The 21,664-nt window shown below is 64.3% G+C and carries 21 protein-coding genes and 1 tRNA gene; 13 read left to right on the forward strand and 9 right to left on the reverse strand.

Annotated elements, in window-relative coordinates; all coding sequences use genetic code 11:
* Positions 1 to 119 precede the first annotated feature (119 nt).
* Together AB4Y43_RS29410 and AB4Y43_RS29415 are read right to left on the reverse strand one after the other, a co-directional pair.
* Positions 120 to 196, reverse strand: a tRNA-Pro gene (locus AB4Y43_RS29410).
* Between the two features lie 37 nt (positions 197 to 233).
* Entirely contained in the window at positions 234 to 1,226 is a 993-nt protein-coding gene (locus tag AB4Y43_RS29415; RefSeq protein WP_069268503.1) for a polyprenyl synthetase family protein, read from the reverse strand.
* A gap of 292 nt (positions 1,227 to 1,518) precedes the next feature.
* Between AB4Y43_RS29415 and rplU the strand changes: the two genes are divergently transcribed.
* From rplU to proB, 4 genes are all read left to right on the forward strand, one after another.
* Positions 1,519 to 1,830: a 50S ribosomal protein L21 gene (gene rplU, locus AB4Y43_RS29420; RefSeq protein WP_007180329.1), complete on the forward strand. Its 312-nt coding sequence runs from the start codon at positions 1,519 to 1,521 to the stop codon at positions 1,828 to 1,830.
* 26 nt (positions 1,831 to 1,856) lie between these two features.
* A complete protein-coding gene (rpmA, locus tag AB4Y43_RS29425) occupies positions 1,857 to 2,120 on the forward strand; it encodes a 50S ribosomal protein L27 (protein ID WP_042270345.1) in 264 nt (87 codons plus the stop codon).
* A 192-nt stretch (positions 2,121 to 2,312) separates the two neighbouring features.
* Entirely contained in the window at positions 2,313 to 3,416 is a 1,104-nt protein-coding gene (gene cgtA / locus AB4Y43_RS29430) for an Obg family GTPase CgtA (RefSeq protein WP_368729397.1), read from the forward strand.
* 85 nt (positions 3,417 to 3,501) lie between these two features.
* Complete coding sequence (proB, locus tag AB4Y43_RS29435; protein ID WP_069268505.1) at positions 3,502 to 4,620, forward strand: glutamate 5-kinase; 1,119 nt, start codon at positions 3,502 to 3,504, stop codon at positions 4,618 to 4,620.
* A 103-nt stretch (positions 4,621 to 4,723) separates the two neighbouring features.
* Here proB and AB4Y43_RS29440 read toward each other — a convergent pair whose 3' ends face one another.
* Together AB4Y43_RS29440 and AB4Y43_RS29445 are read right to left on the reverse strand one after the other, a co-directional pair.
* The gene (locus tag AB4Y43_RS29440) at positions 4,724 to 5,293 is read right to left on the reverse strand and encodes a CNP1-like family protein (protein ID WP_368605975.1); all 570 of its coding nucleotides are present in this window, start codon (positions 5,291 to 5,293) and stop codon (positions 4,724 to 4,726) included.
* A gap of 119 nt (positions 5,294 to 5,412) precedes the next feature.
* Positions 5,413 to 6,102, reverse strand: a complete 690-nt coding sequence (locus AB4Y43_RS29445; RefSeq protein WP_069268507.1) for an RNA pyrophosphohydrolase — start codon at positions 6,100 to 6,102, stop codon at positions 5,413 to 5,415.
* A 265-nt stretch (positions 6,103 to 6,367) separates the two neighbouring features.
* Here AB4Y43_RS29445 and AB4Y43_RS29450 point away from each other — a divergent pair, with 265 nt between their 5' ends.
* Both AB4Y43_RS29450 and AB4Y43_RS29455 read left to right on the forward strand, forming a co-directional pair.
* Positions 6,368 to 8,104: a proline--tRNA ligase gene (locus AB4Y43_RS29450; RefSeq protein ID WP_342948387.1), complete on the forward strand. Its 1,737-nt coding sequence runs from the start codon at positions 6,368 to 6,370 to the stop codon at positions 8,102 to 8,104.
* A gap of 35 nt (positions 8,105 to 8,139) precedes the next feature.
* A complete protein-coding gene (locus tag AB4Y43_RS29455) occupies positions 8,140 to 8,739 on the forward strand; it encodes a MarC family protein (RefSeq protein ID WP_368729398.1) in 600 nt (199 codons plus the stop codon).
* Positions 8,740 to 8,825: 86 nt separating this feature from the next.
* On the opposite strand, the gene AB4Y43_RS29460 is transcribed toward AB4Y43_RS29455, so the two are convergent.
* Both AB4Y43_RS29460 and ffh read right to left on the reverse strand, forming a co-directional pair.
* Positions 8,826 to 9,377, reverse strand: coding sequence for a hypoxanthine-guanine phosphoribosyltransferase (locus AB4Y43_RS29460; protein WP_028207817.1), 552 nt, complete (start codon positions 9,375 to 9,377; stop codon positions 8,826 to 8,828).
* Between the two features lie 147 nt (positions 9,378 to 9,524).
* The gene (gene ffh / locus AB4Y43_RS29465; protein ID WP_368729399.1) at positions 9,525 to 10,892 is read right to left on the reverse strand and encodes a signal recognition particle protein; all 1,368 of its coding nucleotides are present in this window, start codon (positions 10,890 to 10,892) and stop codon (positions 9,525 to 9,527) included.
* Between the two features lie 116 nt (positions 10,893 to 11,008).
* Between ffh and AB4Y43_RS29470 the strand changes: the two genes are divergently transcribed.
* The 7 genes from AB4Y43_RS29470 (at position 11,009) to AB4Y43_RS29500 (ending at position 19,277) form a co-directional block, all read left to right on the forward strand.
* On the forward strand, positions 11,009 to 11,938 hold the full coding sequence (locus AB4Y43_RS29470; RefSeq protein WP_368605976.1) for an inner membrane protein YpjD: 930 nt from the start codon (positions 11,009 to 11,011) through the stop codon (positions 11,936 to 11,938).
* A gap of 22 nt (positions 11,939 to 11,960) precedes the next feature.
* The gene (locus tag AB4Y43_RS29475; protein ID WP_368729400.1) at positions 11,961 to 12,287 is read left to right on the forward strand and encodes a PP0621 family protein; all 327 of its coding nucleotides are present in this window, start codon (positions 11,961 to 11,963) and stop codon (positions 12,285 to 12,287) included.
* Positions 12,284 to 12,922, forward strand: a complete 639-nt coding sequence (gene ampD / locus AB4Y43_RS29480; RefSeq protein ID WP_342948390.1) for a 1,6-anhydro-N-acetylmuramyl-L-alanine amidase AmpD — start codon at positions 12,284 to 12,286, stop codon at positions 12,920 to 12,922. The genes AB4Y43_RS29475 and ampD overlap by 4 nt, the downstream gene beginning before the upstream one ends.
* A 559-nt stretch (positions 12,923 to 13,481) precedes the next feature.
* Complete coding sequence (locus AB4Y43_RS29485) at positions 13,482 to 16,472, forward strand: ribonucleoside-diphosphate reductase subunit alpha (RefSeq protein WP_368729401.1); 2,991 nt, start codon at positions 13,482 to 13,484, stop codon at positions 16,470 to 16,472.
* Between the two features lie 554 nt (positions 16,473 to 17,026).
* Positions 17,027 to 18,250, forward strand: coding sequence for a ribonucleotide-diphosphate reductase subunit beta (locus tag AB4Y43_RS29490; RefSeq protein ID WP_069268532.1), 1,224 nt, complete (start codon positions 17,027 to 17,029; stop codon positions 18,248 to 18,250).
* A 93-nt stretch (positions 18,251 to 18,343) separates the two neighbouring features.
* Positions 18,344 to 18,670 (forward strand): hypothetical protein, encoded by a 327-nt coding sequence (locus AB4Y43_RS29495; RefSeq protein ID WP_083245612.1) that lies wholly within the window; start codon positions 18,344 to 18,346, stop codon positions 18,668 to 18,670.
* A gap of 28 nt (positions 18,671 to 18,698) precedes the next feature.
* The gene (locus tag AB4Y43_RS29500) at positions 18,699 to 19,277 is read left to right on the forward strand and encodes a histone H1-like DNA-binding protein (RefSeq protein ID WP_069268515.1); all 579 of its coding nucleotides are present in this window, start codon (positions 18,699 to 18,701) and stop codon (positions 19,275 to 19,277) included.
* Positions 19,278 to 19,537: 260 nt separating this feature from the next.
* On the opposite strand, the gene AB4Y43_RS29505 is transcribed toward AB4Y43_RS29500, so the two are convergent.
* From AB4Y43_RS29505 to tpx, 3 genes are all read right to left on the reverse strand, one after another.
* Positions 19,538 to 20,014 carry a glycine zipper 2TM domain-containing protein gene (locus AB4Y43_RS29505; protein WP_069268516.1) on the reverse strand — a complete coding sequence of 159 codons (477 nt, stop codon included), beginning with the start codon at positions 20,012 to 20,014 and terminating at the stop codon, positions 19,538 to 19,540.
* Positions 20,015 to 20,057: 43 nt separating this feature from the next.
* On the reverse strand, positions 20,058 to 20,999 hold the full coding sequence (locus AB4Y43_RS29510; protein ID WP_368729402.1) for a carbohydrate kinase family protein: 942 nt from the start codon (positions 20,997 to 20,999) through the stop codon (positions 20,058 to 20,060).
* A gap of 113 nt (positions 21,000 to 21,112) precedes the next feature.
* A complete protein-coding gene (tpx, locus tag AB4Y43_RS29515; protein ID WP_368729403.1) occupies positions 21,113 to 21,613 on the reverse strand; it encodes a thiol peroxidase in 501 nt (166 codons plus the stop codon).
* Between the last annotated feature and the right edge of the window lie 51 nt (positions 21,614 to 21,664).

Here is a 21,664-nt window from a genome sequence, read left to right on the forward strand (position 1 = left end):
TTGGCCGAACGGACAAGGCGGTTGCCGGTTACGCGCCGCGAGTTGCCGGACAGGATGGAAGTGCGGGAGATACAGGCGAAAAAAAACCGCGCAATGCATGCGCGGTTTTTCTCGAATTCTGGTCGGGGTGAGAGGATTCGAACCTCCGGCCTCTACGTCCCGAACGTAGCGCTCTACCAGGCTAAGCTACACCCCGAATTAACTGCTGGACTCCACAACTCGCTTCGTCTGTTTCAAGACTGGCGCGTCGTCGAGTAAGAACATAATTCTAGCAGGCTATCTTTGTAAATGGAAGGGGGGAACGCTGAAATCGCGTCGGCGGCGGCCTGGGCCTCGGTGCGCGCGCATTGCAGCGTGTGCTCGAGCGCGCCCGAGCGCGTGATTGCCGCGAAGATTTCGTCGAAGCGCGTCGTGCCGCCTTGCTCGATCGCTTCGCGAGCAAGCGCGGCTTCCGCGGCCGTGCCGTGCTCGATCAGCCAGATGAGCGGCAGAGTGGGCTTGCCTTCGCGCAGGTCGTCGCCCGCGTTCTTGCCCATCGATTCAGGCGTGCCCGTGTAGTCGAGCCAGTCGTCCATGATCTGGAATGCCGTGCCGATGCGCCGCCCGTATTCGGCGGCCGCTTCCTCGGTGCGCGCATCCGCTCCCGAAAGCACCGCGCCGAGCTGCGCGGCGGCTTCGAAAAGCTTGGCGGTCTTGTAGCGGATCACCTGCATGTAGCGGTCGGTGTCCACGTCGGCGTCGTGCATGTTCAGCAGCTGCAGGACTTCACCCTCGGAGATGATCGTCGTAGCGGCGGACAGGATTTCCATCACGCGCATCTTGCCGACGCCCACCATCATCTCGAACGAGCGCGAATACAGGTAATCGCCCACCAGCACGCTGGCGGCGTTGCCGAACAGCGCGTTGGCCGTCTGGCGGCCGCGCCGCAGGTCCGATTCGTCGACGACGTCGTCGTGCAGGAGCGTGGCCGTGTGAATGAACTCGACGACCGCTGCGAGCACATGGCGCTCCGTGCCGTGGTCGCCGAGCGCGCCGGCCACCATCAGCAGGAGCGCCGGACGCAGCCGCTTGCCGCCCGCGCCGATGATGTACTCGGAGATCTGGTTGATCAGCATCACCTCGGACGCCAGGCTCTGCCGGATGACACGATTCACCTGCTCCATGTCACTGGCGATGGGGGCAAGCAGGGTGGCTGCGCTGGGGGATGGGGTGGCGGTGGACGACATGATGGCAAATAGGGGTAGTGCCGCGGATTATAAGGCGAATCGACTGCATGCCGGACGCTCCGCTACCGTCCTGCCGATGGCTCCCTCTATTTTCTCGCGGGCCCGACGGCCGCATGGATGCTGGCGCTATGCCGTACGGATAGCCCTGGCGCCCGTCCGACGGGCGCCAGATCCCTCGCGCGCACCCGCGCAATGGACTTGCACACCTTTTGACCACGCAGCTAACTCTATGTATAATCTAAGGTTTCGGGCGCGCAGTGTGTCCCGAAATTATTGAAGAGTGAGGTTCTCAATGTACGCGGTCATAAAAACCGGCGGCAAGCAGTACAAGGTTGCCGTTGGCGAAAAACTTAAAGTAGAACAGATACCGGCTGACATTGACGCAGAAATCACGCTCGACCAGGTTCTCGCAGTGGGCGAAGGCGAATCGATTAAGTTCGGTACGCCGCTGGTGAGTGGGGCTTCCGTCAAGGCCACCGTTGTGTCGCAAGGTCGGCATGCCAAAGTGACCATCTTCAAGATGCGTCGCCGGAAGCACTACCAGAAGCATGGCGGCCACCGCCAGAACTACACCGAACTGCGCATCGACGCGATCAACGCGTAAGCGCACGCAGGTAAAGGAGCAAACAAATGGCACACAAAAAGGCAGGCGGGTCGTCACGTAACGGCCGCGACTCAGAGTCGAAACGACTTGGTGTGAAGGTGTACGGCGGCCAGGCCATCCTCGCCGGCGGCATCATCGTTCGCCAGCGCGGTACGCGCATGCACCCGGGCAACAACGTCGGCATCGGCAAGGACCACACGCTCTACGCGCTGGTCGACGGCCATGTCTCGTTCACGACCAAGGGCGCAGCCAACAAGCACACGGTCAACGTCGTCCCGGCAGCGGCCTGAGCTTTCAAGCTTTAGACCGCTCGCGAGCGGGCTGCACGCGACGCAAGGAAGGCCCCGCGAAGTTTGCGGGGCCTTTTTATTTATCCGCAGTCTTTCGGGGTCGTAACGGGCTTGCGTTTGACTTGCGGTGCGTTGTTGGCCACTTTTGGCCATGGCGGGCAAAATATCGATATCCACGGGACGGAGTAACTCATGAAGTTCATTGACGAAGCGAAGATCGAAGTCATCGCCGGCGATGGGGGCGATGGCAGCGCGTCGATGCGACGCGAGAAGTTCGTCCCGTTCGGCGGGCCGGACGGCGGTGACGGCGGGCGCGGCGGCAGCGTCTACGCTGTCGGCGACCGCAACATCAACACTCTCATCGACTACCGCTACACGAAGAAGCACCAGGCGCGCAACGGCGAGAACGGCCGCGGCTCCGACTGCTACGGCAAGGGCGGCGACGACATCACGCTGCGTATGCCGGTGGGCACGGTCATCACCGACCAGGACACGGGCGAGCTGATCGCCGACCTGACCGAGCACGAGCAGCAGGTGATGGTCGCGAAGGGCGGCGCGGGCGGCCTCGGCAACCTGCATTTCAAGTCGTCCACGAACCGCGCGCCGCGTCAGAAGACCGACGGCAAGCCCGGCGAGCGCCGCATGCTCAAGCTGGAACTGAAGGTGCTGGCCGACGTCGGCCTGCTCGGCATGCCGAACGCGGGCAAGTCCACGTTCATCGCCTCGGTGTCGAATGCGAAGCCCAAGATCGCCGACTACCCGTTCACGACGCTTGCGCCGAATCTGGGCGTGGTGCGCGTGGGGCCGAGCAAGAGCTTCGTGATCGCCGATATTCCGGGCCTGATCGAAGGCGCCGCCGAAGGCGCGGGCCTCGGCCACCAGTTCCTGCGACATCTGCAGCGCACGAACCTGCTGCTGCATCTGGTCGACCTCGCGCCGTTCGATGAAAGCGTCGATCCGGTTGCGGAGGCAAAAGCGATCGTCGGCGAGCTGCGCAAGTACGATGAGACGCTCTACGACAAGCCGCGCTGGCTCGTGCTGAACAAGCTCGACATGGTGCCGGAGGAGGAGCGCGCCGAGCGTATTGCCGACTTCGTGAAGCGCTTCGAGTGGGACGGTCCCGTGTTCGAGATTTCCGCGCTCACGGGGCAGGGCTGCGAAAATCTGTGTTACGCGGTGTACGACTATGTCTCCTCGCACTCGGACGCGCGCCGTGCGGCCGAAGCCGAAGACCTCGCCTCGGACGTGCGCTTCCGCGAGGGGCAGGGCGGGAACGCGCGGCAGCCGCAGGAGTAATTCGCCGCACCGGCCGGTGCGCGAGCCGCGCCGGTCGCGCCAAGGAAACTTCACGCGTCATCAGTCATTTGGGAGACCGCGCAGCATGCGTTCCGTCATCGCCGATTCGCGGCGTCTGGTAGTGAAAGTCGGTTCGAGCCTCGTCACCAACGACGGCCGCGGGCTCGATCATGCGGCAATCGGCCGCTGGGCCGAGCAGATTGCGGCGCTGCGTGCGCAGGGTAAGGAAGTCGTGCTCGTGAGTTCGGGCGCGATCGCGGAAGGCATGCAACGGCTCGGCTGGACGAAGCGGCCGCGCGAAATCGACGAGCTTCAGGCTGCCGCGGCAGTCGGGCAGATGGGGCTCGCGCAGGTCTACGAGAGCCGCTTTGCCGAGCACGATATCCGCACTGCGCAGATCCTGCTCACGCATGCCGACCTGGCTGACCGCGAACGCTATCTCAATGCGCGCTCGACGTTGCTCACGCTGCTGCGCCTGGGCGTCGTGCCGATCATCAACGAGAACGACACCGTGGTCACCGACGAAATCAAGTTCGGCGACAACGACACGCTCGGCGCGCTCGTCGCGAACCTGATCGAAGGCGACGCGCTCATCATCCTCACCGACCAGAGCGGCCTCTATACGGCCGATCCGCGCAAGGACCCGGGTGCGACGCTCGTGCAGGAAGCCGATGCAGGCAAGCCGGAACTCGAGGCAATGGCGGGCGGCGCGGGGTCGAGCATCGGCCGCGGCGGCATGCTCACCAAGATCCTCGCGGCCAAGCGCGCCGCGCATAGCGGCGCGAATACGGTAATCGCAAGCGGGCGCGAAGCGCAAGTGCTCGTGCGTCTGGCTGCGGGCGAGGCGATCGGCACGCAGCTCATCGCGCGTACGGCGCGCATGGCGGCGCGCAAGCAGTGGATGGCCGACCATCTGCAGGTGCGCGGCCACGTCGTGATCGACGACGGCGCGGTGCAGAAGCTCACGGCGGACGGCAAGAGCCTGCTGCCCATCGGCGTGACGGGCGTGCAGGGTGCGTTCGCGCGAGGTGAGGTGATCGCTTGCCTGAACGGCGCGGGCGTGGAAGTGGCGCGCGGACTCACCAACTACAGCAGCGCGGAAACCAAGCTGATCCAGCGTCATCCGAGCGGCGAGATCGAGGGGATCCTGGGCTATATGCTCGAGCCGGAACTGATTCACCGCGACAATCTCGTGCTGGTTTGACGGGCGTTCCCGCGCAGCCGCGCAGCGCCAAAAGTCAAAAAGCCGCTGTGGCCAAAGGCCGCAGCGGCTTTTTCATGCCCATCACAGCATGTCGGGGCGCGGCTTAACGCACCAGCGTCGACTGCGTGCGGCCGTAGCGCAGGTTCTCGATCAGGGTCGACGCCTTCGCGATCGGCATCTTGTTGGCGCAGAAGTAGTCCTGATAGAGCCTCGACTGGTACGCATTGAGCGTGCCGTTCTCGATGCGCGACCAGTTGTTCGCGACGGTCTGGTCCCAGCCGTTGTGATCGGCGTCGAGGCTCGCGTAGAGGCGCCACTCGTAGGTGTCGCAACGAATCCCTTCGTAGTTCACGTTACGCGCGCCGCTCGGGCTCGAGATGACGATGGTGTAGCGCACGACGCCATCCGTGCCGACCGTGAGCGATGCGGGGTCGATGGCGAACTTGAGCGGCGAGTTGTTCGAGACATCGAACGGCAGCAGCGTCGCGCCGGCCTGCGGCAGCGGCGGCAGGCCTTCGAGCTTGTTCTCCTGCCATTCGCCCTTGCGGTCCAGAAGGTAGACGAACGCGCTGTCGTCCTTGTTCGTGGGACCGGAACTGGAGCACGCGGCCAGTCCCGACAGAAGCAGCACACCGCCTGCGGCGCATGCCGCAGCAAGAGCAAATCGTTTCAAATTGGTTTTCCTCGAAGCACGGGCGTCAGTTACGAACGAACTGCGCCGCGAATGCGAACCGGCGGGGCCCGGCGCGTGATGCGCCGGACCCCGCCGGTTCGGGCGTTCTTTGCGTTGGCTCAAGCCCCTTGATCCTGCTCGTCCTGCGCAGGCTCGATGATACTCTGCGCCGACTCGCAATCGCTTTCGATCGGCGTACGCGCTGTCCGTGCGGCTACGCCTTCCGGCATGGCCTCATACGGCTCGGCGTGCACCGCGTCTGCGTGCGCCGACGTCACGATGCGCGGGTAGCGCACCTCGTGAGCCTGCACGCCCAGACGCTCCTGACGCGGCGCGGGCCGGCGCAGGAAGCGCGAGAGTTCGGTCAGCGCGAGTTGATAGACGTCACGCTTGAACTCGATGACCGCTTCGAGCGGCACCCAGTATTCATTCCAGCGCCACGCGTCGAACTCAGGATGCTCCGTTGCCCGCAGGCAGATATCGCAGTCGCGCCCGACCATCCGCAGCAGAAACCAGATCTGTTTCTGGCCGCGATAATGGCCGCGCACTTCGCGCTTGATGAACTTGTCCGGCACCTCATAACGCAACCAGTCGCGTGTGCGACCGACGATCTTGACGTGCTCCGGATGCAAACCGGTTTCTTCGTGCAACTCCCGAAACATTGCCTGCATGGGGGTTTCACCATACTTGATGCCCCCTTGCGGAAACTGCCAGGAATGTTCGCGAACCCGCTTGCCCCAAAACACCTCGTTTCGCGCGTTCAAGAGGATGATGCCGACGTTCGGGCGAAACCCCTCACGATCCAGCATACAACCACCTTCGAATCCTTTAAAATTGCTTTGATTATAAACAGATAACGGCCCTCACGCACCCGCCGTCCGTGACCCGCCGTCCGGAAAGTTGAGCGAATGGCCGCGGCCGCGCAAAACGGTCTCGGGGCGCGATCGGTCTGGCATCTGGCCCGCGTCATCGGCGCGGCATGCGGCACGTTGTCATAATGGTGGGTTCGTGAACTCCTCCGTTGGTCACTTCTTCGGGCGGTCTGCACCGGGCCGCCGCTTTTGGATAATTTGAATGAAAGCCTCCCGTTTCTTTATCGGCACCCTGAAGGAAGCGCCCGCTGACGCGGAAATCGTCAGCCACAAGCTGATGGTTCGCGCGGGCATGATCCGTCGCATCGCTGGCGGCATTTACAACTATCTGCCGATCGGCCTGCGTTCGATTCGCAAGGTCGAGCAGATCGTGCGCGAAGAAATGAACCGCGCCGGCGCCATCGAGCTGCTCATGCCGGCCGTGCAGCCGGCCGAGCTGTGGCAGGAGTCGGGTCGCTGGGAACAATACGGGCCGGAACTGCTGCGCTTCAAGGACCGCAAGCAGAGCGACTTCGTGATGGGCCCGACGCACGAAGAGGTCGTCACCGACATCGCGCGCGGCCAGATCAAGAGCTATCGCCAACTGCCGGTGAACTTCTACCAGGTGCAGACGAAGTTCCGCGACGAAATCCGTCCCCGTTTCGGCGTGATGCGCGGGCGCGAATTCATCATGAAGGACGCGTATTCGTTCGATAAGGACGTCGAAGGTCTCAAGCTCTCGTACCAGAAAATGTACGACGCCTACGTGCGCATCTTCACGCGTCTCGGCCTGCAGTTCCGCGCAGTCGCGGCCGACAACGGCTCGATCGGCGGCAGCGGCTCGCACGAATTCCACGTGATCGCGGAAACGGGCGAGGACGACATCGCCTACTGCCCGACCTCGGACTTCGCGGCCAACGTCGAAGCCGCCGAAGCGTTGCCGCTCATCGCGCAGCGCGGCGCCCCCACGCAAGCGCTCACGAAGACGCCCACGCCGGGCGCGGCGAAATGCGAGGCTGTGGCTGAACTTCTCGGCATCCCGCTCGAAAGCACGATCAAGTCGATCATCCTCGCGACGGACAACGAAGGCGCCGAGCCCACGATCTGGCTGCTGATGCTGCGCGGCGACCACGATCTGAACGAGATCAAGGTCGGCAAGCTCGAAGGTCTGAGCGGCTTCCGCTTCGCGACCGAAGCGGAAATCGTCGAGTGGTTCGGCACGCCGCCTGGCTACCTCGGTCCGCTGGGCACGAAGAAGCCGGTCAAGGTGATCGCCGATCGCACGGTCGCGAACATGAGCGATTTCGTCGTGGGCACGAACGAAGTCGATTTCCACACCACGGGCGTGAACTGGGGCCGCGATCTGCCGGAGCCGGTCGTTGCCGACATCCGCAACGTGAAGAAGGGCGACCCCTCGCCGGACGGCAAGGGTGTGATCGACATCTGCCGCGGCATCGAAGTGGGCCACGTGTTCCAGCTCGGCACGAAGTACTCGGAAGCGATGAACGCCACGTTCCTCGCCGAGAACGGCAAGCCCGCGCCGATGCAGATGGGCTGCTACGGCATTGGCGTCACGCGTATCCTCGGTGCAGCCATCGAGCAGAACTTCGACGAGAAGGGCATCATCTGGCCTGAGTCGATCGCGCCGTTCCAGGTCGTCGTGTGCCCGATGGGCATGGACCGCAGCGAGCTCGTGCGCGAGCACGCCGAGCGCGTCTACAACGAATTGCTCGAAGCGGGCGTCGACGTGATTCTCGACGACCGCGGCGAGCGCCCGGGCGTGATGTTCGCCGACTGGGAGCTGATCGGCGTGCCGCATCGTCTCGTGATCGGCGAGCGGGGCCTGAAGGACGGCAAGATCGAGTACCAGGGGCGCCGCGATACCGAAGCGACGCTGCTCGCGGCCGATGAGGCCGCGCAGACGGTGGCGCAGAAGATCCGCGCGGCACTCGCGGTTTAACGACGATCCATCCCGGTTAAAGGAGCGCTGCGAGCGTGGAGTACAGTTTTTTGTCCGCTACGGTCCTGCTGCTCCTCATCACCGACCCGCTCGGGAATATTCCGCTCTTCATCAGTTGCTTGCGCGGCGTTGCCAAGCAGCGCCGCGCCATCGTGATCCTGCGCGAGGTCGCGATTGCGTTCGTGATCCTGCTGATCTTCATGGTCGCCGGCAACAGCTTCCTGCGCATGATGGGGCTCACCGATACCTCGCTGCGCATCGGCGGCGGTATCGTGCTGTTCCTCATCGCGCTGCGGATGATCTTTCCGCATCCGGGCGGCCCGTTCGGTGGCGGCGACAAGGGCGGCGAGCCGCTCATCGTGCCGCTCGCCATTCCTGCGCTGGCCGGGCCTTCGGCGCTTGCCACGGTCATGCTGCTCACCTCTCAGGCGCCGGGCAAACTCTACGAATGGATGACCGCGCTCGTCGTGACGATGGTGATCTGCGCGGTCGTGCTGGTGATGGCGGAGCGCATCCAGCAGTGGCTCGGCGAGCGCGTAGTGACGGCCTTCGAGCGGCTGATGGGCCTCGTGCTCGTGGCGATATCGGTGGAGATGATCCTCGCGGGCATCGCGACCTTCGTGCATCACCTCTGACGCCGCGTGCAGCGCGCGTCGCAGGCAACAAAAAAGCAGCCCGCGGGCTGCTTTTTTCATGGTGCGTCAGACAGTCGATGCGCGCTTCACGCGCCTTCGGTCAGCGCACGGATAGTCGGCAGATTGCGCCAGTAACCCTTGGCGTCCATGCCGCAGCCGAACACGTAGCGGTCCGGCACCGAAAAGCCGCAGTAGTCGGGATGCAGCGGCTTGGCCTTCGTGAGCGTCTTCTCGCACAGCACGGCCGAAAGGAAACGTTTCGCGCCCATGTCCATGATGCGGTCGCGAATCGCGGCCATGGTCTCGCCTTCGTCGAGGATGTCGTCGAGCACGAGCACCACACGGTCCTTCACCGACTCGCGCGGCGCCACGCGCCACTGCATCTCGGCGCTGCCCTTGATCGCGTTGCGGTAGCGCGTGAGGTGGATGTAGTCGAACTCGAGCGGGAAGTCGAGGTGCGGCAGCAGCATGCCGGTGAACACGGCGGCGCCGCCCATCACCGACAGCACGAGCGGGAAGTCCTCGCTGATTTCGGCGCGGATGGCTTCGGCCATCCGGCCGATCGACGCATTGACGTCGCCCTCCGAAACGATCTCTTCGGAGTGGCGGAAAATGTGCAGGGCTTCTTCGCGATTCATGACTCTGGCGGGAAGGTAGCTGTAGCTATTGAAGTGTGGAAAATAACGGCGGCGCGCGCTACAGCATAAACCCGCGCATTCGGTCCGTCGCGCGCCGCGTCGAATGGGGCCGCCGTGCGCGCGATGTGCGCCGCGCGGCCCGCAGGATCAGCGCATGCCGGGCATCATGCCCTTCATGCCGCGCATCATCTTTTGCAGATTGCCGCCCTTGAGCTTCTTCATCATGGTGCGCATCTGCTCGTACTGGTTGAGCATGCGGTTCACTTCCTGAACCTGCACGCCCGCGCCCGCCGCAATGCGGCGCTTGCGCGTGGCCTTGATGAGCTCGGGCTTGGCGCGTTCGGCGGGCGTCATCGAGTTGATGATGCCTTCCATGCGGCGCATCTGCTTCTCGGCCTGGCCCATGTCGGTGCCCGAGGCGGCCTGCTGGAACTGCGCGGGCAGCTTGTCCATGAGCGAAGACAGGCCGCCCATGCTCTTCATCTGCGAGAGCTGCGCGCGGAAGTCGTTGAGGTCGAAGTCGCCGCCTTTCTTGACCTTGTCGGCGAGCTTTTGCGCGGCCTGGACGTCCACGCCGCGCTGCGCTTCCTCGACGAGCGCGAGAATGTCGCCCATGCCGAGAATACGGTTCGCCATGCGGTCCGGGTGGAACACCTCGAGGCCATCGAGCTTTTCCGCGACGCCGACGAACTTGATCGGCTTGCCCGTGATGTGGCGCACGGAGAGCGCTGCGCCGCCGCGCGAGTCGCCGTCGAGCTTGGTGAGCACGACGCCGGTGAGCGGCAGGGCGTCGTTGAACGCCTTCGCGGTGTTGACCGCGTCCTGACCGAGCATGGCATCGACCACGAAGAGTGTTTCGGCGGGCTTGAGCGAGGCGTGCAGCGCGGTGATCTCGTTCATCATCGCCTCGTCGATACCGAGGCGGCCGGCCGTGTCGACGAGCAGCACGTCGTGATAGTGGCGCTTGGCCCAGTCGACCGCGGCGGCGGCGATCTCGACGGGCTTCTGGTCCGGCTGCGAGGGGAAGAAGTCGGCGCCGACCTGTTCCGTCACCGTCTTCAACTGCGCGATAGCGGCAGGGCGGTAGACGTCGCACGAAACGGTGAGGACCTTCTTCTTGTACTTCTCGCGCAGGAGCTTGGCGAGCTTGCCGGTGGTGGTGGTCTTACCGGCGCCCTGCAGACCCGCCATGAGGATGACGGCAGGCGGCGTGACGGCGAGATCGAGTTCGGCGGCACGGCCTTCGTAGTCGCCGCCGATCACGGCGGTCAGCTCGCGCTGCACCACGCCGACGAGCGCCTGGCCCGGCGAGAGGCTGGAGATCACTTCTTCGCCGAGCGCCTTCTCCTTCACCTTGGCGATGAATTCGCGCACGACGGGCAGCGCCACGTCCGCTTCGAGCAGGGCGAGACGCACCTCGCGCAGCATTTCCTGCGTATTGGCTTCGGTCAGCCGGGCTTCGCCGCGCAGCGTCTTGACGACGCGCGCCATCCGTTGAGTGAGATTGTCGAGCATGGGGAGGCGGTGAGCAGTGCGGCCCGGCCCGCGCGCGCAAAACGGGAATGCGCCGCGTTTCGTCGCCGATTCGTTAGGTGAGCGCGCGGCCAGGGGGCCTATAGTAAACTTCGAACATGGATATTGTACTGTATGCCCTCACCGTGCTCCTGTACGGCGGATTGTGCGCCGCCGACTGGCGCGCGCTGCGCCGCGCGGGCACCGCGCCGCTGCTCGGCAGCGTGCCTCCCGTTCCGGTGACGCTCGGCGCGGGCGGCGACGCCCTGCGCGCGCGGACCTTCGGCCCGCTTTCGCGCGCGCTGCTGTTCGCCGCGCTCGCCGCGCACGGCGTGCTCCTGCACATGACGATCTTCCCCGCCAACGAAATGGTGTTCGGCTTCGCCTTCGCGTTGTCGGCCATGTTCTGGCTCGGCGCGGGCATCTACTGGATCGAGAGCTTTTTCTTTTCGCTCGACGGCCTGCGTCTGTTGCTGCTGCCGTTGGCGGCCGTCGCGTCGATCCTGCCGCTCGTGTTCGGCGGCGTGCGCGTGCTGCCCTACGCGGCCGCGCCGATGTTCAAGCTGCACTTCGTCATCGCGAACATCGCCTACGGGCTCTTCGCGATCGCCGCGCTGCATGCGGTGCTGATGCTCGCCGTCGAGCGCCGGCTGCATGCGCTCAAGGGCGCCGGCTTCCAGCGCAACGCGGGCAATCGCGGCGGCGGCTGGCTCTCGAACTGGATCGAGACGCTGCCGCCGCTACTCACGATGGAAAAGCTGCTGTTCCGCCTGATCGGCGCGGGCTTCGTGCTGCTCACGGCCACGCTCGTCTCGGGCATCGTGTTCAGCGAGCAGTTGATCGACCGGCCGCTTTCGCTCGATCACAAGACCGTCTTCGCGATTCTTTCGTGGCTGATGTTCGGCGCGCTGCTCACCGCGCGCAAGATTTCCGGCTGGCGCGGCCGCGCTGCGCTGCGCTGGGTGATCGCATCGTTCATCGCCTTGCTGCTCGCTTATGTGGGCAGCCGTTTCGTCTTCGAGGTGCTGCTGCACCGCCCTGTGGTTTGAGTCGTGTGAGTCGCGTGTTCCGATGAGACAGATTCTTCTCCTCGTCCTGCTGTTCGTGGTCGGACAGTGGTTCGTCAAGGCGCTGCGCCGTGCGCAGACGCAAACGCGCGCCGGTGCGCAACCGGGACAGGGCGCGCAGCCGGGGCAGGGCGCCGCGCAAAGCGCCACTGGCGGCGCGAGCACGAGCGGCAAGGCTGCGCTGCCCGAGCCGATGGTGCGCTGCGCCGAGTGTGGCGTGCATGCGCCGCGCAGTGAATCGGTGAATGCCGGCGCGCGCTCGTTCTGCAGTTCCGAGCACGCGCGTGCCTGGGACGCGCGCACCACGGCCCAGGATCGCCCCGCACGATGAGCGCTGCTGGATCGCCAGGACTGCCAGGATCGCGCGCGTACGCAGTCGATGCGCAGGGCTGGGTGCCCGGCGCGCGCCAACTGCCTTCGCCCAACTTCGAGGCCCGCCCGCCAGGCGCCGTGCCGACGCTCATCGTCGTCCACAACATCAGCCTGCCGCCCAACGTCTTCGGCGGCCCCGAGATCGCCGATCTCTTCCTCAACCGCCTCGACTGCGACGCGCATCCGTACTTCGACGCCAACCTGCGCGGCGTGCGCGTCTCGGCGCACTTCGTCATTCATCGCGATGGCACGCTCGAGCAGTTCGTCTCGTGTGACGAGCGCGCGTGGCACGCGGGCGCGTCGAGCTTCTTCGGGCGCGAGCGCTGTAACGATTTCGCCATCGGCATCGAACTGGAAGGCAGCGACACGACGGCCTTCGAGGCGCCGCAATACGCGACGCTCGCGGCGCTCGTGAAGGCGCTCGTCGCGCACTATCCGATCGAGGCGCTGGCGGGCCATTCGGACATCGCGCCCGGGCGCAAGACCGATCCCGGCCCGCACTTCGACTGGGCGCGCCTCAAACACGATACGCAGCTCGCCGATGCCAGCTTCCCCTATATCCAGGGGCACGGCGCGCAGGACGCGGCGTCGTGACACGTTCGATCGCCTGCTGAACCCTCTCAAGCTGCACAAGAAATAAGCACCTTTTGCGCGCAAACGCAGGGTCTTCGCGCGCGCCTCGCAGACCACTCGAAGGGGCGTTCGCCGCCAGGCCCCGCGCCGCTTGGCTTGTGGTCTTGTCAAGATAGGACCAGCAAAAAAAGCCATTTGATCGTACTGTTTCTTCCACTATACTTGGTACCCGAAACAAGGCTTCACACCATATGTTGTGTTGTACCGCGGCGCCCCGCTTCACTCGCAAGGCGCCGCGCGCGTTACCGGCATAGAAAAAACAGAAACTTTGTACGGTGCCGCCGGCCGAGAGAACCGGCGCACCGGCTGTAATCGAGAGAGAAGGTACAGCCAATGATCGCGACATCCACGATGAAGACCGAAGCAGTCCGTGATTCATCTGCCTTGTCGCATCCGGCAGCCTCGCCAGGCTGGACTTTTTTCTCTGCCCGATCGAGCGTGCACACGGGGGCACGACGTCGGCGTCCGTCTTAATCCGCGAACTCTCTTCGCACCTTTCCAGGACCCAGGAGCTTTGCACATGCAAACGACCGATAACGTCTCGACCCGGTATGAAGGCGCGCCCGCCGCGCACACGCTGGGTGGCCAACCGCAAGACGGCCAGACGAGCGCGCAGCAGTTCGCCGACCACAAGGTGATTCGCCGCAACGGTAGCGTGGTGTCGTTCGAACCTTCGAAAGTCGCGATCGCGATGACGAAGGCCTTCCTCGCCGTGAACGGCGGCCAGGGCGCGGCGTCTGCGCGCATTCGCGAGCTCGTCGAACAGCTCACGCAGAACGTCGTGCGCGCACTCGTGCGCAGCCGTCCGAACGGCGGCACGTTCCACATCGAAGACATCCAGGATCAGGTCGAACTCGCGCTGATGCGCGGCGGCGAGCACAACGTCGCGCGCGCCTACGTGCTGTATCGCGAGAAGCGCAACCAGGAGCGCGCCAACGCGCCGGAAACGGCAGCGAGCGCAGCGCCCGGCATCAACGTCACGGACAACGGCGTGACGCGCCCGCTCGACATGCAGGCGCTGCGCGCGCTGATCGACTCGTCGTGCGACGGTCTCGGCGACGCGGTCAACGCCGACCCGATCGTCGCGGAGACGGTCAAGAATCTGTACGACGGCGTGCCGATGAGCCAGGTCTACGACTCGGCCATCCTCGCTGCGCGCACGATGATCGAAAAGGACCCGGCGTATAGCCAGGTGACCTCGCGCATCCTGCTGCACACGATCCGTCGCGAAATTCTCGAAGAGGAAGTGACGCAAGCCGAAATGGCCGTGCGTTACGCCGACTACTTCCCGCAGTTCATCAAGCGCGGCGTGGAAGCGGGCCTGCTCGACGACAAGCTCCAGCAGTTCGACCTCAAGCGTCTCGGCAACGCGCTCGACGCGAGCCGCGACCTGCAGTTCGGCTACCTCGGTCTGCAGACGCTGTACGACCGCTACTTCCTGCACGTCGGCGGCACGCGCATCGAAATGCCCCAGGCATTCTTCATGCGCGTCGCGATGGGCCTCTCGCTCAACGAGATCGACCGCGAAGCGCGCGCGATCGAGTTCTACAACGTGCTCTCGTCGTTCGACTTCATGTCGTCCACGCCCACGCTGTTCAACTCGGGCACGCATCGCTCGCAGCTCTCGTCGTGCTACCTCACGACGGTTGCCGACGACCTCGACGGCATCTACGAAGCGCTCAAGGACAACGCGCTGCTCTCGAAGTTCGCCGGCGGTCTGGGCAACGACTGGACGCGCGTGCGCGCGCTCGGCTCGCACATCAAGGGCACCAACGGCAAGTCGCAAGGCGTCGTGCCGTTCCTGAAGGTCGTGAACGACACGGCTGTCGCCGTGAACCAGGGCGGCAAGCGCAAGGGCGCGGTGTGCGCCTACCTGGAATCGTGGCACCTCGACATCGAAGAATTCCTCGAGCTGCGCAAGAACACGGGTGACGACCGCCGCCGCACCCACGACATGAACACGGCGAACTGGATTCCCGACCTGTTCATGAAGCGCGTGATGGAAGGCGGCGACTGGACGCTCTTCTCGCCCTCGACCTGCCCGGATCTGCACGACAAGTTCGGCGCCGAGTTCGAACAGGCTTACACGGCTTACGAAGAAAAGGTCGCGCGCGGCGAGATCAAGCTGTTCAAGAAGCTGCCGGCCGCGCAACTGTGGCGCAAGATGCTCGGCATGCTGTTCGAAACGGGTCACCCGTGGATCACGTTCAAGGATCCGTGCAACATCCGTTCGCCGCAGCAGCACGTGGGCGTCGTCCACTCGTCGAACCTGTGTACGGAAATCACGCTGAACACCAGCGACAGCGAAATCGCCGTGTGTAACCTGGGCTCGGTGAACCTCGTCGCGCACATGGTGGAACAGGCCGACGGCACGTTCGCGCTCGACCACGACAAGCTCAAGCGCACCATCAGAGTGGCGATGCGCATGCTCGATAACGTCATCGACATCAACTACTACGCGGTGTCGAAGGCGCGCAACTCGAACCTGAAGCACCGTCCGGTGGGCATGGGCATCATGGGCTTCCAGGACTGCCTGCACGTTCTGCGCACGCCGTTTGCTTCGCAGGAAGCCGTGGAGTTCGCCGACCGCTCGATGGAAGCCGTCTGCTACTACGCGTACTGGGCGTCGACGGAGCTGGCAGCCGAGCGCGGCCGCTACTCGACCTACCGCGGCTCGCTGTGGGATCGCGGCATCCTCCCGCAGGACACGCTCAAGCTGCTCGCCGAAGCACGCGGCGGCTACGTCGAAGTCGACTCGAGCGAATCGATGGACTGGACGTCGCTGCGCGAGCGCATCGCGACGCACGGCATGCGCAATTCGAACTGCATCGCGATCGCCCCGACCGCGACCATCTCGAACATCATCGGCGTGTCGCCTTGCATCGAGCCGACGTTCCAGAACCTCTATGTGAAGTCGAACCTCTCGGGCGAATTCACGGTGGTGAACGACTACCTGGTGCGCGACCTGAAGGCGCGCGGCCTGTGGGACGAAGTCATGGTCGCCGACCTGAAGTACTTCGACGGCATGCTCTCGCGCATCGACCGCGTGCCGGCCGATCTACGCGCTGTGTATGCAACGGCGTTCGAAGTCGACCCGACGTGGCTCGTCGAAGCCGCATCGCGTCGTCAGAAGTGGATCGATCAGGCGCAGTCGCTGAACATCTTCATGGCGGGCGCATCGGGCAAGAAGCTCGACGAGATCTACAAGCTCGCATGGGTGCGCGGTCTGAAGACCACGTACTACCTGCGCACGATGGGGGCGACGCACGTCGAGAAGTCGACGGTTGCGCACGGCGCGCTCAACGCCGTGCCGACGGGCGGCGAAGGCGGCGGCAATGCAGGCGGCGCGTTCGGCGGTGCAACGGGCGGCGCATTCGGCGGTGCAGCAGGCTCGACCACGATGCAGGCCGCACCGCAAGCCGCGGTTGAGGCGGCGCCGGAAGCCGATGGTCCGGTGTGCATGATGCGTCCGGGCGACCCCGGCTTCGAAGAGTGCGAGGCTTGCCAGTAAAGCTGGCTGCGCATGATGCGTGCGGTGCAACGCCGCTCGCATCATGCGAGGACCGCAGCATCAGTAGTAAACAGTAGTCGAAGCAGTCGTAGCGAGATGTAACAACGAACGAGGCGCGCGCAATGCGCGCCGGCTCTCCCGGCAACTCGCACCACGCGCGTTGCGGTACGCGAAAGAGGCAACAGGAAGGAATCCCTGGAGTTTCTCGCAGGGACAAGACTCAAGGCCGCGCGAGCTTCCAGCGCCGCGCGCGGCAGGCAGTGAGCGGCGAGTGAAAACGCGCTCGCAGCGCGAGAGAAAAGCGCGCGGCGAACCCCGTCTTTCACACACGCTCTCGATGTCGCGAAGACCTTCGAAGCACATCGCACATGCGAAGTGAGCACGACGAATCAGTGCTCTCTACACAGTGCTCACGCGATGCAATCGACACGATGCGATAACAAAGTGTTGTATCGAGGTCGCAACGCGAATCGAAAACAGGATTTTTCGTGTGCGAACCCTTTTATCGCTCACGAAAAGATGGTACAAACCGATCTAAATTGATGGTGACATTTATGCTCAACTGGGATGACGAGATCACGGCCGTAACTCCGTCGAGCGGTGCGCAGCAAAACGCAATGCGCAACCCTGCGGGTCAGGCTGTCCAGGCTGCCGAGGTGCAGTTTGGTCTGCGTTCCGCTCCTCAGGCTTCCATGGCGACCAACATCTTCGCCAGCGACTTCGCCGTTGCACCGCCGCCGCAAGCGCCGGTCTCGACCGAAGCGCGCGTGAATGTCGCCGACAAGCGCATCATCAACGGCCAGACCGACGTGAATCAGTTGGTGCCGTTCAAGTACAAGTGGGCTTGGGAAAAATACCTGGCAGGCTGCGCGAACCACTGGATGCCACAGGAAATCAACATGTCCCGCGACATCGCCCTGTGGAAGGACCCGAACGGTCTGACCGAGGACGAGCGCCGCATCGTCAAGCGCAACCTCGGCTTCTTCGTGACCGCCGACTCGCTCGCCGCGAACAACATCGTGCTCGGCACCTACCGGCACATCACGGCGCCCGAATGCCGCCAGTTCCTGCTGCGCCAGGCGTTCGAAGAGGCGATCCACACGCACGCCTACCAGTACATCGTCGAGTCGCTGGGTCTGGACGAGAGCGAGATCTTCAACGCGTACCACGAGGTCAAGTCGATCCGCGACAAGGACGAGTTCCTGATCCCGTTCATCCAGACGCTGACTGATCCGTCGTTCAAGACCGGCACGCTCGAAGCCGATCAGAACCTGCTCAAGTCGCTCATCGTGTTCGCCTGCATCATGGAAGGCCTGTTCTTCTACGTTGGCTTCACGCAAATTCTCGCGCTCGGCCGCCAGAACAAGATGACCGGCGCCGCTGAGCAGTACCAGTACATCCTGCGTGACGAGTCGATGCACTGCAACTTCGGCATCGACCTCATCAACCAGATCAAGCTTGAAAACCCGCACCTGTGGACCCCGGCGTTCCGTGCGGAAATCACCGAACTGTTCAAGCATGCGGTCGACCTCGAGTACCGCTACGCCGAGGACACCATGCCTCGCGGCGTGCTCGGTCTGAACGCATCGATGTTCAAGAGCTATCTGCGCTTCATCTGCAACCGCCGTTGCCAGCAGATCGGTCTCGATCAGCTGTTCCCGAACGAAGAGAATCCGTTCCCGTGGATGAGCGAGATGATCGACTTGAAGAAGGAGCGCAACTTCTTCGAGACGCGCGTGATCGAATATCAGACGGGTGGTGCGCTGTCCTGGGAATGACCCGGGCGCACTGCGGTGCAAGTCTTTTGGGGTTGCCGCGAGGCGCCGTGCAGGCGCCTCGACCGGCATGATGATTAGGAGCAGGAACGCCTGATGCAAAGCATGCCCGGAGCCAGGCTGGCTCACCGACGTGACAGGCACTTTGCGAACCCTTCAGAGGGATGGGCAAACTTCCCCCCGGAAAAGCGCGCAGGCTTCGCGTGTCGTGAGGCCGCCGCTTTCAACGAACGTTGCCCGGTGTCGGTAGCCGACGCCGGAATGACTTGGCGCGCTGTGCCTCGTGGCACGGCGCGCCTTACCGCATTCATTAGCGTAAGCGCGCGGGATCAGCGTACGCCGATGAATAGCCCGCTTCGCAGCGTGCGCCGTGAGAAGCGTTCGCGGGAAGCGGGTTTTGACGAAGGGTGTAGTTTGAACTGACTCTCATCTGAACCTGAAGGAGAAAAAAATGGCTACTGCCAAGAAGAAACCGGCGGCTAAGAAGGCCGCAGTGAAGAAGGTTGCAGCGAAGAAGGCAGCTCCGGCGAAGAAGGCCGCAGCGAAGAAGGTCGCGGTCAAGAAGGTCGCAGCCAAGAAAGTCGCCGTGAAGAAGGTTGCAGCGAAGAAGGCAGCTCCGGCGAAGAAGGCCGCAGCGAAGAAGGTTGCAGCCAAGAAAGTCGCCGTGAAGAAGGTCGCTGCGAAGAAGGCAGCACCGGCGAAGAAGGCCGCAGCGAAGAAGGTTGCAGCCAAGAAAGTCGCCGTGAAGAAGGTTGCTGCGAAGAAGGCAGCACCGGCGAAGAAGGCCGCCGCCAAGAAGGTCGCTGCGAAGAAGGTTGCAGCCAAGAAGGCGCCTGCGAAGAAGGCTGCTGCCAAGAAGGCTGCGCCTGCGAAGAAGGCTGCCGCCAAGAAGGCTGCCAAGAAGGCGCCTGCGAAGGCCGCTGCCGCACCTGCTGCCCCTGCTGCGCAACCGTCCGCGCCCGCAGCAACGGTCAAGACTGCCCTGAATCCGGCCGCAGCATGGCCGTTCCCGACCGGCAGCCGTCCGTAAGCAGTCCGAGACGAAGCGCGCAGGCTGCATCGTACGCGCGCTTCGTTGGCCGGGCCGGGCGGCATGGCGCGCCAGGCTCGATCCCAATCCCGTCGCTGGGTTGTCCGCGGCGGGATTTTTTCGTCTGGAGTTCGTAATAGTCGGGGTGAGGGCGCCTGCATGCCGCGTGCGGGCATGAAAAAAGGCGCATGCACAGGGGAGCACATGCGCCTGAGGTTCCGCATCCGGCGCGAGGCGCCGCTGCGGTACAGGGGAAAGCTTTAGTGGGTGACGCGCGTCACACCGCCGCTCGAGAGCAGCCGCACGCGCTCGCCCGCGTTGAACACTTCGCCGGTCGCCGATTGCGTGATGGCGCGGTAGTCGCCGTTGTCGAGGCGCACCGTGATCTCGAGGCCGTCGCGCATGGCCACGCCGTTCTCGACCGCGTTGCCGGCCACGGCGCCCGCAATGCCGCCGATGATGCCGGTGACGATCGAGCCCGTGCCGCCGCCGATCCGGCTGCCGGCGACCGCGCCGAGCGCGCCGCCACCGACCGCGCCAAGGCCGCTAGGCTGGCCGTTGTTGGAGCTGATCTTCACCGCGCGCACGCTTTCGACCGTGGCCATGCGCACCGATTGCTCGCGCTGCGCCTGCGAGGCCGTGTACACATCGGCGGAACTGCTGTTATAGGCGCAGCCCGACATCGCGAGCGACCCCGCGAGCATGGCTGCAACAATCAGACGACTTGTTATTTTCATTCCCGTAGCTCCAATGGGCGCCGTTCGTGTGCGGCTCCCGCGTTCAGTTCGGCAGTTCGTAGCCGAATGCCTCCTTGAACCGTTCGTTGATCTGCGCTCGCGTAGGCGCATAGTTTTGCGGACCGAGATGCTCGATCTTGAGCGCGCCCATCAGGCTCGCGAGACGCCCCGTGGTTGCCCAGTCGAGGCCGTTCTCGATGCCGTAGAGCAGGCCGCCGCGGAAAGCGTCGCCGCAGCCGGTCGGATCGAGCACCTGAGCGGCCTTGACCGGAGGAATTTCCTCGGTCTTGCCGCTGTGGTAGATCTGCGAGCCATGCTCGCCGCGCGTGATGATCAGCGCGTCGACATGGCTGGCGATTTCGTCGAACGACCAGCCGGTGCGATGGCTGACAAGATTGGCTTCGTAGTCGTTGACCGCTACGTAGGTCGCAAGTTCAATCGCGCGGCGCAAAGAAGCGCCGTCGAAGAGCGGCAGGCCCTGGCCCGGATCGAAGATAAACGGCACGCCGGCCTTCGCGAACTGCTCGACGTGCTGGACCATGCCGTCGAAGCCGTCCGGCGCGACGATGCCGAGCTTGATGCCGGGCGCTTCGTCGGCGCGGTTCAAATGCGATTGCATCATCGCGCCCGGGTGGAACGCGGTGATCTGGTTGTTCTCGAGGTCAGTCGTGATCATCGCCTGCGCGGACCACGTATCCTCCAGCACGCGCACGTGCGCCTTCGAGAGGCCGAGCGTGTCGAGGCGTTCGAGGTACGGGCGCGCGTCGGCTGCGCCGAGCGTCGCCATGATGCGGGCGTCGCCGCCGAGCAGATTGAGCGCGTACGCGATGTTGCCGGCACAGCCGCCGAACTCGCGGCGCATCGTCGGCACGAGAAAGCTCACGTTCAGGATGTGCACCTGCTCGGGCAGGATGTGCTCCCGAAAGCGACCCTCGAAGGTCATGATGTTGTCGTAGGCGAGCGAGCCGCAGATCAGCGTAGCCAAGGCGGAAATTCCTGTAGGGCGTGGTAGGGAAAGGGGGCGGCGCACCGGCCTGCGCGTCGCCTGCGCATTGATCTGAAAGCGCAGGCGCGAGGCGCGTGTGCGCCGCCGCCGGATTACTTCAGCGCGGCGAGTGCGGCGTCGTAGTCCGGTTCATTCTTGATTTCGCTCACGCGCTCGGCGTGCAGGACGTTGTCGTTTTCGTCGAGCACGACGACGGCGCGCGCGGTCAGACCGGTGAGCGGGCCGCTCGTCACGTCCACGCCATAGGCTTGCGCGAATTCATGGCCGCGGAAGGTCGAGGCCGTGACGACGTTGGCGATGCCTTCGGTCGTGCAGAAGCGCGCGGCGGCGAACGGCAGGTCGCCCGAGATCACGACGACAGCCGTGTTGCTCAGGCCGGCGGCGGCTTCGTTGAATTTGCGCGTGGAGGTGGCGCAGGTCGGCGTGTCGAGGCTCGGCACGATGTTCAGCACCTTGCGCTTGCCGGCGAAATCGGCGAGCGAGACAGGCTTCAGATCCTTGCCGACGAGCGAGAACGCCGGGGCCTTCTGGCCGACGCTCGGGAACGTGCCGGCGACGTCGATCGGGTTACCGCCTAGCGTGACTTGACTCATGATGTGCTCTCCGGGAATGCATGGTGTGGTGAATGGCGCACCCGCGCGATA

Origin of the sequence: Paraburkholderia sp. BR10872 (assembly GCF_040965835.1) — a bacterium.
GTDB lineage: Bacteria > Pseudomonadota > Gammaproteobacteria > Burkholderiales > Burkholderiaceae > Paraburkholderia > Paraburkholderia nodosa_A.

What these genes read in the sequence shown, in the direction of transcription:
- AB4Y43_RS29415 (WP_069268503.1), bottom strand. Translation starts at nt 1,226, where the DNA reads ATGTCGTCCACCGCCACCCCATCCCCCAGCGCAGCCACCCTGCTTGCC.
- rplU (WP_007180329.1), top strand. Translation starts at nt 1,519, where the DNA reads ATGTACGCGGTCATAAAAACCGGCGGCAAGCAGTACAAGGTTGCCGTT.
- rpmA (WP_042270345.1), top strand. Translation starts at nt 1,857, where the DNA reads ATGGCACACAAAAAGGCAGGCGGGTCGTCACGTAACGGCCGCGACTCA.
- cgtA (WP_368729397.1), top strand. Translation starts at nt 2,313, where the DNA reads ATGAAGTTCATTGACGAAGCGAAGATCGAAGTCATCGCCGGCGATGGG.
- proB (WP_069268505.1), top strand. Translation starts at nt 3,502, where the DNA reads ATGCGTTCCGTCATCGCCGATTCGCGGCGTCTGGTAGTGAAAGTCGGT.
- AB4Y43_RS29445 (WP_069268507.1), bottom strand. Translation starts at nt 6,102, where the DNA reads ATGCTGGATCGTGAGGGGTTTCGCCCGAACGTCGGCATCATCCTCTTG.
- AB4Y43_RS29450 (WP_342948387.1), top strand. Translation starts at nt 6,368, where the DNA reads ATGAAAGCCTCCCGTTTCTTTATCGGCACCCTGAAGGAAGCGCCCGCT.
- AB4Y43_RS29460 (WP_028207817.1), bottom strand. Translation starts at nt 9,377, where the DNA reads ATGAATCGCGAAGAAGCCCTGCACATTTTCCGCCACTCCGAAGAGATC.
- ffh (WP_368729399.1), bottom strand. Translation starts at nt 10,892, where the DNA reads ATGCTCGACAATCTCACTCAACGGATGGCGCGCGTCGTCAAGACGCTG.
- AB4Y43_RS29470 (WP_368605976.1), top strand. Translation starts at nt 11,009, where the DNA reads ATGGATATTGTACTGTATGCCCTCACCGTGCTCCTGTACGGCGGATTG.
- AB4Y43_RS29475 (WP_368729400.1), top strand. Translation starts at nt 11,961, where the DNA reads ATGAGACAGATTCTTCTCCTCGTCCTGCTGTTCGTGGTCGGACAGTGG.
- ampD (WP_342948390.1), top strand. Translation starts at nt 12,284, where the DNA reads ATGAGCGCTGCTGGATCGCCAGGACTGCCAGGATCGCGCGCGTACGCA.
- AB4Y43_RS29485 (WP_368729401.1), top strand. Translation starts at nt 13,482, where the DNA reads ATGCAAACGACCGATAACGTCTCGACCCGGTATGAAGGCGCGCCCGCC.
- AB4Y43_RS29490 (WP_069268532.1), top strand. Translation starts at nt 17,027, where the DNA reads ATGCTCAACTGGGATGACGAGATCACGGCCGTAACTCCGTCGAGCGGT.
- AB4Y43_RS29495 (WP_083245612.1), top strand. Translation starts at nt 18,344, where the DNA reads ATGCAAAGCATGCCCGGAGCCAGGCTGGCTCACCGACGTGACAGGCAC.
- AB4Y43_RS29500 (WP_069268515.1), top strand. Translation starts at nt 18,699, where the DNA reads ATGGCTACTGCCAAGAAGAAACCGGCGGCTAAGAAGGCCGCAGTGAAG.
- AB4Y43_RS29505 (WP_069268516.1), bottom strand. Translation starts at nt 20,014, where the DNA reads ATGAAAATAACAAGTCGTCTGATTGTTGCAGCCATGCTCGCGGGGTCG.
- tpx (WP_368729403.1), bottom strand. Translation starts at nt 21,613, where the DNA reads ATGAGTCAAGTCACGCTAGGCGGTAACCCGATCGACGTCGCCGGCACG.